Genomic DNA, 15,167 nt, shown 5'->3' with positions numbered 1-15,167 from the left:
TCAGCCCCATCGACTTCGAGAAACAATCTGAGGTAGCGTAGCCTATCTTGGTGTCCGCGAAACCGGCAGCAGCTCAAATAGCCGGACAATCCTGACGCACCTAAGGGGTAGCCATCGTTCGACTAGGGGTTTCCACCGATTGGCAGGGTGCGTGCTTTAGCCGAGGCTAGATAGCCAGGCCCGCCAGCCGCCCGAGCAGCTTCGGGGAGCCGGAACAAACGCATCTTTGATCGCCGTGTGGAGGCAGAATATGGCACTCGAGGAATATCAGTCCGGTCAAGCCTTTCCTGGTACGATCGGCCGCACCTTCGACGTCTCTGAGCCGGCTTGGCCGGCGCCGCTGCGCGCCAAAGAAGGCGCGCCCAATGTACTGTTCATCGTCCTCGACGACACCGGCTTCGGGCACTTGGGCTGCTATGGCAGCCCGATCAGCACGCCCAACATCGACGCGCTGGCCAAGGATGGGCTGCGTTACATCAACATGCACACGACCGCGCTCTGCTCACCCTCGCGCTCCTGCTTCCTGACGGGGCGCAACCATCATTCCAACGCGATGTCGTGCATCACCGAGGGCGCGACGGGCTATCCGGGCAGCAATGGCAATATCCCGTTCGAGAACGGGTTCCTTTCCGAAATCCTGCTGCAGCATGGCTACAACACTTATGCGCTGGGCAAATGGCACCTGACGCCGTCCGAGCAGGGATCGGCGGCTGGCCCCTATGACCGCTGGCCGCTGGGCCGCGGCTTCGAGCGCTTTTATGGCTTCATGGGCGGCGACACGCACCAATATTATCCCGAACTGGTGCGCGACAATATGCAGATCGAGCCGGAGAAAACGCCGGAGCAGGGCTATCACCTGACCACCGATCTCGTCGAAAAGGCCAAGGCGATGATCGCCGATGCCAAGCAGGTCGCGCCCGACAAGCCCTTCTTCATGTATTTCTGCACTGGCGCCCAGCACGCCCCGCATCACGTGCCCAAGGAATGGGCCGACAAGTATAAGGGCAAGTTTGACGACGGCTGGGATGCCTATCGTGAGAAGGTGTTCGCGCGGCAGAAGGAGCTGGGGATCGTGCCGGCGAATACGACGCTGTCACGCCACGACCCCGACGTGCAGGACTGGAAAAAGCTCTCCGCTGACGAGCGCAGGCTCTATGCGCGGATGATGGAGGTGTTCGCCGGATTCCTTGAGCACACCGACCATTATATCGGCGAGCTGATCGACTTCCTGAAGGAAATGGGCGTGTATGAGAACACGCTGATCATGCTGGTGTCGGACAATGGCGCCAGCGCGGAGGGCGGCCCCAGCGGCTCGGTCAACGAGAACAAGTTTTTCAACAATGTGCCCGACAGTCTCGAGCAGAACCTCGCGGCTATCGACGACATCGGGGGACCAAAGTTCTTCAACCACTATCCCTGGGGCTGGACGCATGCCGGCAATACGCCGTTCCGGCGCTGGAAGCGCGAAACCTTCAGGGGCGGCGTCTCGGATCCCTTCATCATCACCTGGCCCAAGGGCATCAAGGCCCGCGGCGAGGTCCGCAGCCAATATGCCCATGCGATCGACATGGTGCCGACCGTGCTGGACGCGCTCGGCATCGAACCGCCGACGCAGATACGCGGCATCACGCAATCTCCGATCCAGGGGATCAGCCTCAAATCATCGTTCGACGATAGCAAGGCGAACGGGCTTCACCTCACGCAATATTTCGAGATGTTCGGTCACCGCTCGCTCTATCACGACGGCTGGCGCGCGGTTTGCCCCTGGCCGGGCACGTCGTTCACAGAGTCCGGTCTGGAGTTCGGCGCGCCGGTCGACCACAACAAGCTGACCGAACTCGATGCCAAGGGCTGGGAACTCTATGACCTCAACGAAGACTTCGCCGAGACGAACAATCTGGCGGAGAAGGAGCGCGACCGGCTGATCGCGATGATCGGCATGTGGTATATCGAGGCGGGCAAATATGGTGTGCTGCCGATCGACAGCCGCGGCACGATGAGGATGGTTGATGAACGGCCGCAGATTGCGGTCGCTCGAAAGAAATATGTCTATTACCCCGGCACGCAGCTGGTGCCCACCAACGCGGCGCCGCGCGTGCTCAATGTTAAGCATTCGGTGTCGGTCCACGCCAATGTGCCCAAAGGCGGCGCAGAAGGCGCGCTTTTCACCATGGGCGGCAATGACGGCGGCTTCGTCTTCTATGTGCAGAACGGCAAGCTGATCTACGGCTACAACTATGTTGCCGAACAGCGGTTCAAGGTGGTGTCGGACAGCGCCGTTCCCGAAGGCGATCATATCTTCAGCTTCGAGTTCACGCCCACGGGCAAGCCCGATATCGCCAAGGGAAAGGGCGTCCCCGCCAACATCAAGCTGTTCATCGATGCCAAGCCGGTCGGCAGCGGCGACTTGCCGGTGACGATCCCGATCCAGCTCGGGCTTTCCTCGGGCATTTGCATTGGAGCGGATTCGTCAGCGCCGGTCATGGAAGACTACGCGCCGCCTTTCGCCTTCACAGGCACCGTGAAGAAGGCGCTGGTCGACGTCTCGGGCGAGGCCGTCGAGGACTCGGAAGCGAAGATGCGCGTCTACATGGCACGGCAGTAGCACCGCGCTGCCACGTCTCTGCTAGCACGGGCCGGCCCGAAGGAGATTTCCGCGCGGCTGGCAAGAACGTCGCCAATGGCTGGGTCCTCCGCTTCCGACGCCGCTTTCGGCATGCAACATACGCACTTGCGGCATTCACCCACCATCGGCGGGAAGAGTTCGAAGGCTGCCCGCCGATGCGCGCCATATCCTCGTTGTCCGCACGATCTTGCCGGTCGCCTACCAGAAAGGCTCACGGGACCCGGCCAGGACCAGTTCGGGCTCGGCGACGTGGTTTAGAGCTTCTTTTTCACACGCAGCAAGCTCGGGAGCAGCAGGATTATCTGCGCAAGAACACCTTCGGCCTGAGATGCCTTGGCGGCTCCTCGCCTCGGCGAGGAGCCATTGGGCTTGCAGAAGAACCGATGTCCGCTTCCGGAAGGCTCAGCAAGCACGTAGAATGTCCGACTTTGCGGGCGGAAGCTGCTGTGCCACCGGCCTTCGGTCGGCGATCTCTGGCAACGATTATGCCGCGAGTCCGCGAGGGCGTTTATCCGACATGTCGGGATCCCGCCCATGCTGTCGATCTAGCAACCGCATGATCGGTGTCACCGTCAAGCCGTGCAGCAGGATCGAAATGAGCGCAACCAGACCGACGATGGCCCATAGCCGTTCCCCCTCCGGGAATTCGAAATGATTGAGCGCGTAGGCGACGTAGTAGAACGATCCCACGCCCCGAATTCCAAAGAAGGCCAGCGTAAGCTTCTCTGAGAGGTGGGCCCTCAGACCAATCAGCGCGATCATCCCGCTAACAGGCCGAACCACAAAGATGATCGCCACCGCAGCTAGCCAATCCTGCAAGCGCAGCGGCTTTAGCAATCCGTCGACGATCGCGCCTCCCAGCAGGATCAGCAATACCATCATGGCGATCCGCTCAACCTGTTCCGTGATGGCATGCATCTCATGGTGGAAATCGTGATCGCGATGCGAGCGACGCAAGGTCAGCGCCGTCACGAACACGGCCAGGAAGCCGTAGCAGTGGATGATTTCCGTCACCCCGTAGGAGACGAAAGTCGCGGCGATCGCGATCAGGCCGTCGCCGGTCTTGGCGAGCCGCGTCTCGGCAGGGACGTGAAACGTCAGCCACCCGAACACCTTCCCGATCAGCCAGCCACCGATGACGCCTGCGCCGATCTCCCAAAGGAGGCTGTGAAGGATCCAGTCGCGCGCCCAAGGCTCGCCGGTCTGGGCGGCAAGCCCGAGCGCGAGCGCCAAGTTGACGAACGGAAAGGCGAGGCCGTCATTCAGTCCCGCCTCGGATGTAAGGCCGAACCGGACTTCGTCCTCTTCCCCTGACTTCGGCGGGCCGACCTGAACGTCTGCGGCGAGTACCGGATCCGTCGGAGCGAGGCAGGCGCCGAGCAGGAGTGCCGCCACCCACCCCAATCCGAGGCCCCAGCCACCGATGGCCGCAATCGCTGCGATGCTGAGTGGCATGGTGATGGCAAGCAGCCGCCAGGTCACGCTCCAGCGGCTCCAGCTGAAGATGCGGTCCAGCTTCAAGCCCGCTCCCATGAGCGCGATGATCACGACGAATTCGGTGAGGCGTTCGGCGATGTCGGGGTATGCCAGCGGCATTGGCCGCAGCGAAACTGCCGGCAAGGAAAAGATCCCCGCGCCGATCGCAAGGCATATGATCGGCAGCGATAAGGGTAATCGTTTCAGCGCCAAGGGTAGCCAAGCCACCAGCGCGATCAGAACACCTGCGCCCGTTAGCCATAGGATGTACGGCTCGGGGGACAGTTCGGACATCTTCCGTCAACAGCCTCAAAGTCGGTCTGTTCCCCAGCAAGCAGCCAGTACTGTAATGTGACCTTGCCCTCGACACGCGCGTGATCGACCCGCCGTGACCTCAGGATCCGCGTCTCCCATCGCCCATCGCCTCGTTATACGCCTCTTGCGCGACGTTACGCTCGCGCTCGAGAGGCGTGATTTTCTGCGCGATCTTCTCTCTGAGTTCCTTGCGATGTCTGTTGAGGGCAGCACTTTGGCCGTCGATCTCGTCTAGTTGCTTTCGCTGACCGTCTTCGGCCTCTGAAAGCTCGCGTTCGGCAGCGTCAAGTCGTCTGCGGCTCGGTCGTGGTGTCGAAGTCGCTTCCGCAACGGCAGCCGAAGACGGTCCGGCTTTTTTGCGGCCCGTCGCCATCTTGCGCGAGACCGATGCCAGATGCTCGGCGGCGCTGCCGCGCGGCCGGTTAATCACCTTGCCCGGTCGCCGCAGCGGCTCGCCCGTCAGCTGAGGATCGATGACCCGTTCGGCCATGCCGCGGGCGAAAGATCAGCGTCGCTTCCCAGGCCTCGAGCGCCTCCTTTCGACTTGTAGCCGCGACGAATGGGTCATGAAAGCCGATGGCCGTGCGATACATTATCAGAGCGCGCGGCATTGCCTCGCGCTCTCAGCGAACGGACGACCAGAGCGCAACCAATGGCCCGTGCGATCCCCACGCCGGATCGGCGTCAGGAATCTCAAGCGAGCTTATTCGCTCCAGCGTCGGCGTATCGGCGGTCTGTCGGCAGTTGTCCCAGCGTGCGCCCGCCGGATAGGCGCCCACCGCAAGGAAATCCTGACTTGCTTCAAGGCAGCGATGCCCCGTGCCACCCGGCAGGATGAGGACGTCGCCGGCCTTGAGCAGCATCTCCCGTCCGGTTGATCCGCCGAGTTCCAGACGCGCCCAGCCCGACGCAATGCCCAACACCTCGTGTGCGGTCGAATGATAATGCTCATAGGGAAATACGGTATCGCGCCAGTCCGCTGGCCAGCCATTATTTTCAAAGAGTTGCTCAAAGGCAGAAGCGCTCGAATCCTGCGCGTCAACGTCGATCACCGATTTGTGGAGAATGACGGGCAATTGTTGATTATTGGGCGATAAGGTGCCCGGCTTGAGGAGGAAGTGCCGCGTTTCCATTATCGCCTAACGCATTTGCCTCGCCGTTGTGTCCCGACTGTCAAATGTCAGGTCCCGCTCGACCGCGTGCCGATCCCCAGTCCCTTTCGCTCAACACCTAAGCCATCGCTTCGAAGATCAATGAAAGATGGCCGCTTCTCTATCACGGCTAAGGTCAAGGGGTGCAGGCCATAATTACCGCCTGATGACGATATTGGCGGTTGATGGCATCGCGTCGAACTTGCTCTGATGTGGAATATGGCCCGCCGCCGCATCCCTCGTCTGCGACTACACATCCTGTCATTTAAGAGGACCGACGGGAGCAGGTCAGGTACGCCGGACTAAGTGTCGCCAGTTCGACGTGGTACCTTGTTCGGTAGAATTTTGCCTTTGGTTCGGCGCGACGGCACCTGAAGGGGGTTCTTCTTTTTCCATTCGGCCCATGTCATTGGGCCGTCGGGCGTCTCGATCAACTGATCGTCTAATGATTTAACCATGGCAGAAATCTTTGCTCCATTACCCCGACCATGAACCGTTTTCGGGATTGCGTCGAGTAGGATGAAGCCGAGGATCACGGCGTGGCTTCGTCTGGATCGGCTCGGTCGCAACACGCTCGGCTTGGGATGACGGCAACCCACACTGCGGGCGAGAAGACGCTCTGAATGACTGCCATTGCGGGCGATAAGAGGAGCGGTGGGAAGCTTTTCGCACCGAAGCCACGCATAGAGATGGAACCGGCCGATCAGCTTTTGAAAAGCCTGCGAAGCGGAATCGGCCGCGGCCGAGAATAGAGCACCGTCGTCAATAACACCATGCGGACCCCATGACGGCAGAAACACCGTGCCCTCCGCCGGTCTCTGCGATTGAAAACTCGCGTTCAAACATGGCGCGAATGGCGCTACGATCATTCAGGACTACCGAAGGCTCGGATCCGGCAAGTGCTACGACCGTCAAATGACATTCCCTCCGCTCCGGCGCCGCGGATGGCTGCGATTGCCATCGCAAGCGCCGTTCTGTGGATTTCAATCACCGCCATCGTCATCCGTTGGCTTTCCCATTTGGGCGTTTGGGACGCGGCCCACAGTCTGCCAGGATTGGTGATCGGTTTTCTGGCGTCAGTACTTGCATTCATGATCGCCGCGACGGTGAGCGAACGTTTTGTCAGCTTGGCTCAATGGGGCACTATCATGCGCACGCTGATATTGGCGGCAGTCCTGCCGATGGCGGTCAGCCTGTTGTTTCCCGAGGTCCGGTACGCTCATCGCTGGACGGTCCTTGGGGTTCTGGGCTCATGCGTGTTCGCATTCGCCATGGTTCGCATGAGGATGGGCATGCCGCGGGTTGCACGCTCTGAAAATGAACGCCGACATTGATCTCAAGGCGGCCCGCGCGAGCGTCAATCCCCGGCTCACGGTGGTCCGAGACCGTGGATCCCGCAAGGTTGATTAGAGTCCGGCTTATTGAGGAGGCGGACGAGCATGAAGCGCAGCAGGTTTAGCGAAGAGCAGATCGTCGCGATATTGAAGGAGCAGGAGGCGGGGTGCCGACGGCGGACATATGCCGCCGGCATGGGGTGAGCGGTGCGACCTTTTATAGAATGCGCTGTTCTGCGGCCGCCGCTTCCGGATCTTCGCGGTGATCGACGACTTCACTCGGGAGGGTGTTCGGCTGATCGCCGATACGTCGATCTCGGGCCCGCGTGTCGCGCGTGAGCTCGACATCGCCATGGCCGAGCACACCCGGCCCGCCATGTGCGTTTCCGATAATTATACTGCGCCGGGAAAGCCGCAGCAGAACGGCTTCATCGAGAGCTTCAACGCCCGGCTGCGTGATGAATGCCTCAATGAGACGATCTTCAGCCCGGCCCATTCCCGCGCGGGGCTCGCGGCTTGGCGCGATTACAATCATCATCGGCCGCATTCGAGCTTGTTGTTGCGGGGTTGCTGCAGCGAGGGGGATCAGGTCCCGGTGTGCTCGGAAAGGTCCGTAGCACGACGGAAATTGCGGGCGTTTCCCGCCGTCCGCGACAATCCGATATGTGCATGCACCACAGGCCGCGGCGAATCTGGCCGGTCGTTCTCATTGGGTGACCGTTCGCCAAAAGTGACGGAGCAATCAAGGCGTGAAACGCGTTGTATTCTGGCTTCGGGAGAAGATCGATGATGAGCAATGTTTCGCCACAAGAGCCGGAAGAGGAGGATGAGGGGATTTGCCCCAAATGCCTCGGTACAGGCGAGGTCGCGGGCGAGCTATGCCCCCGCTGCGACGGCACTGGCAAATTGGTCGAAGGGATAGGTGGCGGATAAGTTCGCCCCGCTTCGGTACACGAAACTTCCTTGAGTGATGACCGCTTCTCTGTCGCGGCTAAGGTCGAGGGGTGCAGGCCATAATTTACCGCCTGATGATATTGGCGGTTAATGGCATCGCGTCGAACTTGCTCTGATGACAAATTTTAGCCTGTCCGATGGGGAGGTCCCACACGCGGTTCGTGCTTCTCTCCGGGGTCGGCGCGGCGGCCGCCCCATGATGGGATCAGAAAGGCGGAAAGGATCAATCTTTCAGGCGCCCTCAAAGCCATCCAGCGTTGGGCTGCGGTCATTCCGATCCCATCCCACCCATCGTCCCCGTGAGGACCTCTTGCTGCCGTGGCAGAGCGGATTACTCCCTGGTCAGCCGGCTGAAATGGCAGTGATCGGCAAGCGCACCCAGCGGAAGTCGGTGCTGTCCGTCCACATATGGTGGAGGACTACCGCCAGGCGTCGGGCGACGGAACTGTCGCGCGCTTGATACCACGCCACTGCGCCACCCGTGTGCCCAGGCTTTAAGCCACGACCAGTGTCGGCTCTGCGTCAGAAGGACCTGTGCGGCCTGATAGAGCATCATGCCCAGCATCGCGTCACCGGATCGGAGATGCCACCGTCATAGTCGATGTCGCCGGACTTATGGCGTCGGGGCGTCAGTCCGACATGCGCGCCTGCCGCTCTGGAATGGACGAAGCGCTGTGGCTGATCGCGGTAAGTCAGCGCAACGACGGCACCAACGCCTGGAGCTGCATCAGCCGACGGTACACGGGATCATGACGCAGAACCATCTTGTGAAGCCTGGAAAACTCCTGCCGCATCACCGGCAGCGGTTCGACGATGCTGGCTCGGCGAGGCAAACCCCTCGACGAGCTCACGGACCCGGGCCTCGAACCTGAAGCTGCCGATCGTCCCGACCTTCAGTCCAAAGTTGCGCAGCCTACCGCGCAAGTCGGACTCGATGTCGAGCATCTTGCGCTGAACGACCTTGCCCGCCGTCAGCAGCATCCGCATCTCCTGGCTGGCCAGCGTCTTCACATGCGCAGACTTGAACAGCCCAACGCGCATCATCTGCGCAATGCCACGTGCGTCATGCCGGTCGGACTTGTTGATCTGCTGGGCCTTCAGCAGCGACTTCATGTGCCGCGTCTCGACGCAGATCACCGGCAGGCCGGCTTTCGCCATGGGTTGACCAGCCACTATGACAGCGTTCCGGCTTCGATCCCGACGCGACCATAGTCCACCCCCACCAACGTCAGCAGTGTCACGATGTCATCCGGCTCGGACGCCACCTTCTGCTCGTGCATCACCTCGCCGGCTTCGTCGACGACGCACGCCGCCGTCTCGTTCACCAACACATCCCGTCCTGTAAAATGCGTCATCGCCATCGCTCCTTCCTCCGATGCCCGAGGTCAAATGCGACTTCGCAAGCATCCGACGTGAAGGGGCTGCAGGGTCCCGATCCCTAATCGCGCCGCAGCCGCGATACACCATCTTTCATGCGGCGATCAGAACGCGCTGAACGGCTAAGATGCAGCAGGGATGCAGCCATTGGTTTACGTACAGGAACGAGGGGTGGCTCACTAGCTAGGCGACCATTGCTCAACCGCTGCAATGTCGTCCGGTGATGCCAAGCCCGCCTTGTGGTGCGGGCCGAAGTTAATCTCGATCAATACGATTCCGGTCCGAGCCCCGGAACCGGTCCGTTTTTTCCCGGTTTAACCACATGGCGAGGCGCCCAAGGCTGACGGTCGACCCGGCCTAGTCACCTTCCGGCCGCGCCTCGCCACCGATCAGCGAGGGCTGCGTTTGGACGGAGGCATCATTATGTCGTCGCAGGGTCATCGAGCGTATTTCCTGAAGCGAGCAAAAGAATGCAGGGAGATGGCACAGAAGACCATCGATACGAGCGTTCGAAAGCTCCATCTCAATTTTGCCAAGCACTATACCGCCGCGGCTGATGTGGAACATAGGTCGATCGGAGGCAACGATGGCTCAGCTCGATAGCGGATTGCGCCGGTCAGCCAGATTCTATGCTGACCAAGCTCTTATCAATCTCGACATTGCGAGTAGAGCCTCACTCGGCAATGTCCGCAAGCGGCACGTCATCGCGGCGAAACGCTTCATAGCATTGGCACGTGTTGCCTTGGCCACGGATAGTCGTCGTTCGAAAAGCCGGCGTATGGAGACTATCAGCCCGGACGATCACAGAGCCAACTGATGTGCCTGGAGCTGTGGCGATCTCTCGCCGCGGCCCTCCCTGCGGGTGTGAAAGCAACTCGCGCCACCTCAGCACACCAATGGAATGATCCAGTTCCGTCGATAGGCCGGCGTGAATGTTGCAGCGGTCACCAGGCATCAGAAATGCGATGATGCGCGCGCCCACCGGGCACCAGTTTGTAGCGGCACGCCCAACCTTCAAGGATGCCGAGTACGGGTCCGAGAGCAGCGGCGCCCGGACATCGGACGAGCGGTTGAAGCTCGGTTGAGGTTGTCAAGCGACATGCAAAACTGGTCCCCCGTTTTTTGGGCGAGGAGGGACTGATGAGCGTGGATGCAGGTACGAAGATTTCCGCGGGAATGGCGCGGAGAGAAGCGATGCTCGAGCCGGACGAGGTGACAGCGATGCTGCGGCTGAAGAAGTTGGGCTGGGGCACGAGGCGGATAGCGCGGGAGCTGGGCTGCTCGCGCACGACGGTGCAGCGGTATATCGAGGCGGGAGGCTGGCGGGCCTTTCGCCGTCCGGCGAAGGCGGGCAGGCTTTCAGAGCACGCGGTCTGGCTGCGGGAGCGGTTCTTCCGTCATGGAGGCAATGCCGACGTTGTCCGCCAGGATTTGGCGCGCGAGCTTGGCGTCGAGGTCAGTCTTCGTACGGTTGAGCGTGCGGTGTCGGGATATCGCCAGCAGCTGGCGGCAGAAGCGCGCGCGACGGGTGTCATCTTCACCGCATCGCGCTCTATCTGGGCGGCTCCAACTTCCTGGTCGGCGTGCTGGCCACCGCGACCTTTTGGCGCAATTGCTGCATGCCGGCCATCCTGATTGTCGAGCGCCTTCGCCAGCGCAAGCGGATTTCCGACCTGCTCGGAATATCTCGTGCTCCATGGCTTTGTCCGATTGCAGCACCATCTCCAGTCTTTCCCATGGGCAAAATCGAGTATGGCATTCAATAAGGCCGATGAGGAGGTCAGTCGCGATGTCGCTCTTTGCTGAACAGTCAGAAGTTATCACTGCCGAGGAGGTTCCCCATCCCGTCGCGCGGGATAGTCTGGAGCGCCGTGTGTTTCGGGGCAGCATCGTTGTCATCGCTACTTTTTCGGCCGCCTACGTGGTGTGGCAACTTGTGGACCTCCTGCTTTTGCTGTTCGCTTGTTCGCTGGTCTCACTTATCCTGCTGACGATAACCAACGCGCTCCGGCAACGCACCACGCTTCCTTTCGGCGTGGCTCTTACCCTGACCGTTTTTGGCCTGCTGGGGCTGCTCGGTGGCGCAATTACTTTTTTTGGGGCTACGATCCAAGGAGAGTTCGCCGAACTCGCTACCAGGCTGCCTGCCGCGTGGACGAGCGTCCAGGAGAGGCTGAGCACTTCGGCTATAGGGGCGGCCATCCTCACCAAGGCGCAGGGATTGGCGCCCAGTGGGCAGGCGATTGTCGACGCGGCAACGACGGCGCTTGCCGCAGTCGGCGGCGCGCTGTCGGGCGCAGTCATTGTTCTGGTCGGTGGGTTGTACCTCGCTGCCCAACCCAATCTCTACTCGGGCGGGTTGCTTCGTATGATTCCCGCGCGTGCGCGCGCGCCCGCCGCCGAGACTTTGGACGCTATTGCCGTTTCGCTGCGCAACTGGCTCAAGGGGCAGGCCCTGGGAATGCTTTTCGTCGGCGTCATGACGGGGATTGGGTTGTGGGTGATTGGTGTTCCCGCAGCATGGGCCATCGGCCTGGTCGCCGGCCTCGCTGAGTTCGTCCCTTATGCAGGCATCTTTTTGGCCGCAGTTCCGGCCGTCCTACTCAGCTTTGGACAGGACACGAGTACTGGGCTTTGGACGATCGGCCTGCTCATCGCGGTGCAGCAGCTCCAAGGAAACCTGGTGATGCCGCTCCTCCAGAACAAGATGGTCGACTTGCCGCCTGCCATCACAATCTTCGGAATCATTGCGGCCGGCATCTTGTTCGGCGTGGCCGGTGTATTGCTGGCCACCCCGCTGACCATTGTCGTTCTCGTGCTCGTTCGTCGCCTGTACCTGCATGAGGACAAACAAGAAGTGTTGGCGAGCAGCGACGCTCCCGCAGTTGCGCCGCCGGTCACTATCGATGACTGACCGTCGGGTATGCCCACCGCCCTTCCAATGCGGACGGGCTGCCGATGCAAAGCAAGCCACTTCATTTGAGCTGATCGACTGGCCGGTTTGAGGCGCCACACTCGGCTCCTGAAGGCCGGTATTGCGGGCAGCACGTTGCCGCTCATCGGACGACTCTCCCGCGACGGTGTCGGCGGAACCGGTGAAGCAGGGGCACAATCCGACTTAATCAGCTTGGCCATGCAGGGTCATATTTGACGCATTTGGCAAGGTCGGCAATCGGGCCTATCTTGGATTTCCAGTCAACTAGCCACTGTCCAACGGCGGGGACGCCATCAGGCAGCGCTCGCGCTCGCTGCGCATGAACATTTCGCTTCCGTCAGATATGTTTTCATTGCGTTCTCAATTTCCGCCTCGGCTCGACGTTTGAATGGGCGGGCATGCCGACGGTCAAAAAAAGGCCCGCGTGGGGTCGAATCCCGCGGGCCTAGTTGTCACGAACGCCAGAATTATGGCCGGCAGATAATTGCAATGTCATCTAAGCTATTCAACGATAATCCGAACTTTTATGATCTAGATCAAGACGATTTATCCTAAGTTGTTCGAATGCTGTGTTGGTAATTAATAGAGAATTGTTCGCATGGGGCATTGTTATTCCCTCCAGACGAGATATCACCGCGCTCGCGGGCCGGCCATCAATCCAGGAATATTGCGATGGGCGCTTTGCTGCCTCCGGGCGGCTTTCTACCGACTTCGCGGCGCCGGATGTCTGATATCGGCGGCCGCCCGCTGCCTCGCACTGACAATGCTTTGCTCCAGCGGTTAGATTCCGCCAGAAGAGCCGCGTCTGATCAGCTTCACGATTGCCAAGAGGATGATGGCCCCGAGCAACGAGTAGAGGATCGCCATGAGGTTGAGGGGCGCGTTGATTATCGATGCGCCGCCACCGAACAAGAATCCTGCGATGAGTGCGCCGACGATGCCGATTACGATGTCGAACAGGATTCCACCGCCGCTGCGCATAATCATGCCCGCGACCCACCCGACGAGGGCGCCCACGATCAGAATGATAATCAGGCCCATGATCTCCTCCCATGACGCTGCAATCTCTTGGATCGCGAGTCATAGACTCTTTCGGTCATGGAACGGTTCCCATGGTTGATTGGATTATGGTGCTGCCCGCTAGCCGGGCGCGGATGCTCTCGCTTGACGTCGGTTGCTGTCACCGGCTGCCTGCACACGCCTCAAGCGTTCCGGGCGATTGCATCATGTTCGGGAAACAGCGGCAATGGCGATCGGCCCGACCGCCGTTCAGCGACCTCACCTTCGGGAACGACCACTGCCCAATCGATCGGGAAATCATGGCGCACGCTTTCGCTTGCCCCTGTGGGCCGGATCGTGGTGATGCCAGCTCCGTCGCGCGCGACCGCAAAGCTGTGGCTCACCCCGTCCCAGCGCACCGCGAGCAGTGTGCCGTCGCTGAGCCCAATCGAGAACCGCGCCAGGCCCTCTTCATCGGGCGTGAGCGTGATCACCTGCTCGATATCGCCAGAGATCCTCAGCCGATCGAGGTGGGGTTCGATCAGAATCGTCATTCGTTTCCTTCCTTCCAGTCAGCGTCGCATTCGAAGCGCGCGTTTCCAGTCTTCTTCACTCGGCATCGGCAGGTCAGCGTCGTTATCGAGCTCGGTGAGTTCGAGGCGGGGTGCGATTTTAGGCCGGCCCAGCGCGCGGCATTTGAGGCAACGCATGTGCCTGGGGACTTTACTGAGGGAAGCGTCCCAGCCCTTGCGTTCGAAGCACCACCACAGCGCGTGGCCGTCGAAGATCGCCGAGTGACCGCAACGACAGGTAAGGCGCAGTGTCTTGTGCCGCGCCGCCGCGTCGAACAGATCCTCGATCGGATTGGGCGAGGCGACGCTCATGACTTTCCCACCGGATCGTCGGGCGGCAGGCTGGAGCGGGCGCCCGCGGTTGCAAATGGATCGGGCTCGTAGTCGGGAATGAGCCGCCGCATTTCCAGATTGTAGAGGCCATGGACGAGATGTTCCGTCAGCGCATCACGTACCGCGTCCTTCGACCGGTTCTTCGGCGCCCAGAGGTCACGGAACCAAAAGCGCGGGGCGACCGCCAGCTTGATGCTGAGATGGAGGCGCAGATCGTCGAGCGAAAAGGGTTGGCGATTCGGCATGTCTCATTATCAGAACAAAGAAAGAACATTGGCAACAGCGCTCTGTTAAGTGTCTGAAGTGTAAGATGAATCGTCCAGGCCGTGGCCCTGATGCCCGTTTTGATTTTGTTCGTGATTTGTTCTATGTTAGGCTCGACCCACAAGTCGTGGTAAGCGGAAACAGATCATGTCCAGGCTTCATGCGGTTATGGCGAGTATCGAGGAGATTTCGCACCACTTCGATGCGGAACCGAACGACAAAATTACATACCCCTATGAGGTGAGCGAGGGCTGCCCCAACCTTATCGTGATCGAGAATCAGGGACGGCGTTTGCTGAAGCGGCTGAGCTGGGGTTTTCCAAGGTTGACGCGCGAGATGCGACTGCGCGGCGACCCACCCGGGCGCATCGGCCTTGTCGCTGATCTCACCAATCCGATGTGGGAGCAGATCGTGATCGACCCACGCTATCGCTGTCTCATTCCGCTCACTCATTTCGGTAATCCCGACGGGCCGTCGGGCGCGATGACGCGCACTTGGTTCTCCGTGAAGGATCAGCCAATTGTCTGCTGGGCGGGCTTTTGCCGTAACACGCCCGAGTTCGGGCCGGTCTATGCCGGCATGACGATGGACGCCAATGTCGTAGTGATGCCGACTAACGATCGCATGCCCGTGCTACTCGATCCCGATGAATATGCGCGCTGGCTCCGCGGCTCGATCAGCGACGTGATCGAGTTCCAGTTTCGCGCGCCCTTCGCCGCCGAACGCATGGAGGTGCTGAAGAGCGAGGATCGCTGGCACAGCGGCAAATTGCCCGCAGTGGGCGAGCCTCAACTCGACCTGCTTTGACGCCGCTTGTGCTCGTTCTAGCCC

General features: G+C 60.6%; 13 protein-coding genes and 3 pseudogenes. 7 read left to right on the top strand and 9 right to left on the bottom strand.

What is annotated here, in order from left to right:
• The first annotated feature begins 250 nt into the window (after window positions 1-250).
• Window positions 251-2,605, top strand: coding sequence for an arylsulfatase (locus AC3WJD_RS16265; RefSeq protein ID WP_492747749.1), 2,355 nt, complete (start codon window positions 251-253; stop codon window positions 2,603-2,605).
• A 504-nt stretch (window positions 2,606-3,109) separates the two neighbouring features.
• Here the strand turns inward: AC3WJD_RS16265 and AC3WJD_RS16260 are convergent.
• From AC3WJD_RS16260 to AC3WJD_RS16245, 4 genes are all read right to left on the bottom strand, one after another.
• Window positions 3,110-4,396, bottom strand: coding sequence for a cation:proton antiporter (locus AC3WJD_RS16260; protein ID WP_492747748.1), 1,287 nt, complete (start codon window positions 4,394-4,396; stop codon window positions 3,110-3,112).
• A gap of 100 nt (window positions 4,397-4,496) precedes the next feature.
• Complete coding sequence (locus AC3WJD_RS16255) at window positions 4,497-4,907, bottom strand: hypothetical protein (RefSeq protein WP_492747747.1); 411 nt, start codon at window positions 4,905-4,907, stop codon at window positions 4,497-4,499.
• A 133-nt stretch (window positions 4,908-5,040) separates the two neighbouring features.
• The gene (locus AC3WJD_RS16250; RefSeq protein WP_492747746.1) at window positions 5,041-5,550 is read right to left on the bottom strand and encodes a cupin; all 510 of its coding nucleotides are present in this window, start codon (window positions 5,548-5,550) and stop codon (window positions 5,041-5,043) included.
• Window positions 5,551-5,870: 320 nt separating this feature from the next.
• The gene (locus AC3WJD_RS16245) at window positions 5,871-6,437 is read right to left on the bottom strand and encodes a hypothetical protein (protein ID WP_492747745.1); all 567 of its coding nucleotides are present in this window, start codon (window positions 6,435-6,437) and stop codon (window positions 5,871-5,873) included.
• Window positions 6,438-6,512: 75 nt separating this feature from the next.
• Between AC3WJD_RS16245 and AC3WJD_RS16240 the strand changes: the two genes are divergently transcribed.
• From AC3WJD_RS16240 to AC3WJD_RS16230, 3 genes and pseudogenes are all read left to right on the top strand, one after another.
• The gene (locus tag AC3WJD_RS16240; RefSeq protein ID WP_492747744.1) at window positions 6,513-6,902 is read left to right on the top strand and encodes a hypothetical protein; all 390 of its coding nucleotides are present in this window, start codon (window positions 6,513-6,515) and stop codon (window positions 6,900-6,902) included.
• A gap of 105 nt (window positions 6,903-7,007) precedes the next feature.
• Window positions 7,008-7,132 (top strand): annotated as a pseudogene (locus AC3WJD_RS16235) (transposase); the annotation flags it as partial.
• A gap of 5 nt (window positions 7,133-7,137) precedes the next feature.
• Window positions 7,138-7,458 (top strand): annotated as a pseudogene (locus AC3WJD_RS16230) (integrase core domain-containing protein); the annotation flags it as partial.
• Between the two features lie 740 nt (window positions 7,459-8,198).
• Here the strand turns inward: AC3WJD_RS16230 and AC3WJD_RS16225 are convergent.
• Window positions 8,199-9,217: pseudogene (locus AC3WJD_RS16225) on the bottom strand (IS110 family RNA-guided transposase).
• Window positions 9,218-10,373: 1,156 nt separating this feature from the next.
• Between AC3WJD_RS16225 and AC3WJD_RS16220 the strand changes: the two are divergent.
• A complete protein-coding gene (locus tag AC3WJD_RS16220) occupies window positions 10,374-10,868 on the top strand; it encodes a helix-turn-helix domain-containing protein (RefSeq protein ID WP_492747743.1) in 495 nt (164 codons plus the stop codon).
• 154 nt (window positions 10,869-11,022) lie between these two features.
• On the top strand, window positions 11,023-12,147 hold the full coding sequence (locus AC3WJD_RS16215; protein WP_492747742.1) for an AI-2E family transporter: 1,125 nt from the start codon (window positions 11,023-11,025) through the stop codon (window positions 12,145-12,147).
• An 801-nt stretch (window positions 12,148-12,948) separates the two neighbouring features.
• Here AC3WJD_RS16215 and AC3WJD_RS16210 read toward each other — a convergent pair.
• From AC3WJD_RS16210 to AC3WJD_RS16195, 4 genes are all read right to left on the bottom strand, one after another.
• Window positions 12,949-13,209 (bottom strand): GlsB/YeaQ/YmgE family stress response membrane protein, encoded by a 261-nt coding sequence (locus tag AC3WJD_RS16210; RefSeq protein ID WP_492747741.1) that lies wholly within the window; start codon window positions 13,207-13,209, stop codon window positions 12,949-12,951.
• A 161-nt stretch (window positions 13,210-13,370) separates the two neighbouring features.
• On the bottom strand, window positions 13,371-13,721 hold the full coding sequence (locus AC3WJD_RS16205) for a hypothetical protein (protein ID WP_492747740.1): 351 nt from the start codon (window positions 13,719-13,721) through the stop codon (window positions 13,371-13,373).
• Window positions 13,722-13,739: 18 nt separating this feature from the next.
• Complete coding sequence (locus tag AC3WJD_RS16200) at window positions 13,740-14,051, bottom strand: hypothetical protein (protein ID WP_492747739.1); 312 nt, start codon at window positions 14,049-14,051, stop codon at window positions 13,740-13,742.
• A complete protein-coding gene (locus tag AC3WJD_RS16195; RefSeq protein WP_492747738.1) occupies window positions 14,048-14,317 on the bottom strand; it encodes a hypothetical protein in 270 nt (89 codons plus the stop codon). Before AC3WJD_RS16195 ends, AC3WJD_RS16200 begins: the two co-directional genes overlap by 4 nt.
• A 166-nt stretch (window positions 14,318-14,483) precedes the next feature.
• Between AC3WJD_RS16195 and AC3WJD_RS16190 the strand changes: the two genes are divergently transcribed.
• A complete protein-coding gene (locus tag AC3WJD_RS16190) occupies window positions 14,484-15,143 on the top strand; it encodes an SOS response-associated peptidase family protein (protein WP_492747737.1) in 660 nt (219 codons plus the stop codon).
• The last annotated feature ends 24 nt before the right edge of the window (window positions 15,144-15,167 follow it).

The organism is Sphingobium sp. FW306-1B-F04DB (assembly GCF_058781925.1).
This window is presented reverse-complemented; position numbering and strand designations above follow the sequence as displayed.

Excerpts from the sequence above, each read along its gene's own strand:
- AC3WJD_RS16255 (WP_492747747.1), bottom strand. The coding sequence starts at position 4,907 with ATGGCCGAACGGGTCATCGATCCTCAGCTGACGGGCGAGCCGCTGCGG.
- AC3WJD_RS16265 (WP_492747749.1), top strand. The coding sequence starts at position 251 with ATGGCACTCGAGGAATATCAGTCCGGTCAAGCCTTTCCTGGTACGATC.
- AC3WJD_RS16250 (WP_492747746.1), bottom strand. The coding sequence starts at position 5,550 with ATGGAAACGCGGCACTTCCTCCTCAAGCCGGGCACCTTATCGCCCAAT.
- AC3WJD_RS16195 (WP_492747738.1), bottom strand. The coding sequence starts at position 14,317 with ATGCCGAATCGCCAACCCTTTTCGCTCGACGATCTGCGCCTCCATCTC.
- AC3WJD_RS16245 (WP_492747745.1), bottom strand. The coding sequence starts at position 6,437 with ATGATCGTAGCGCCATTCGCGCCATGTTTGAACGCGAGTTTTCAATCG.
- AC3WJD_RS16205 (WP_492747740.1), bottom strand. The coding sequence starts at position 13,721 with ATGACGATTCTGATCGAACCCCACCTCGATCGGCTGAGGATCTCTGGC.
- AC3WJD_RS16210 (WP_492747741.1), bottom strand. The coding sequence starts at position 13,209 with ATGGGCCTGATTATCATTCTGATCGTGGGCGCCCTCGTCGGGTGGGTC.
- AC3WJD_RS16260 (WP_492747748.1), bottom strand. The coding sequence starts at position 4,396 with ATGTCCGAACTGTCCCCCGAGCCGTACATCCTATGGCTAACGGGCGCA.
- AC3WJD_RS16200 (WP_492747739.1), bottom strand. The coding sequence starts at position 14,051 with ATGAGCGTCGCCTCGCCCAATCCGATCGAGGATCTGTTCGACGCGGCG.
- AC3WJD_RS16190 (WP_492747737.1), top strand. The coding sequence starts at position 14,484 with ATGTCCAGGCTTCATGCGGTTATGGCGAGTATCGAGGAGATTTCGCAC.
- AC3WJD_RS16240 (WP_492747744.1), top strand. The coding sequence starts at position 6,513 with ATGGCTGCGATTGCCATCGCAAGCGCCGTTCTGTGGATTTCAATCACC.
- AC3WJD_RS16220 (WP_492747743.1), top strand. The coding sequence starts at position 10,374 with ATGAGCGTGGATGCAGGTACGAAGATTTCCGCGGGAATGGCGCGGAGA.
- AC3WJD_RS16215 (WP_492747742.1), top strand. The coding sequence starts at position 11,023 with ATGTCGCTCTTTGCTGAACAGTCAGAAGTTATCACTGCCGAGGAGGTT.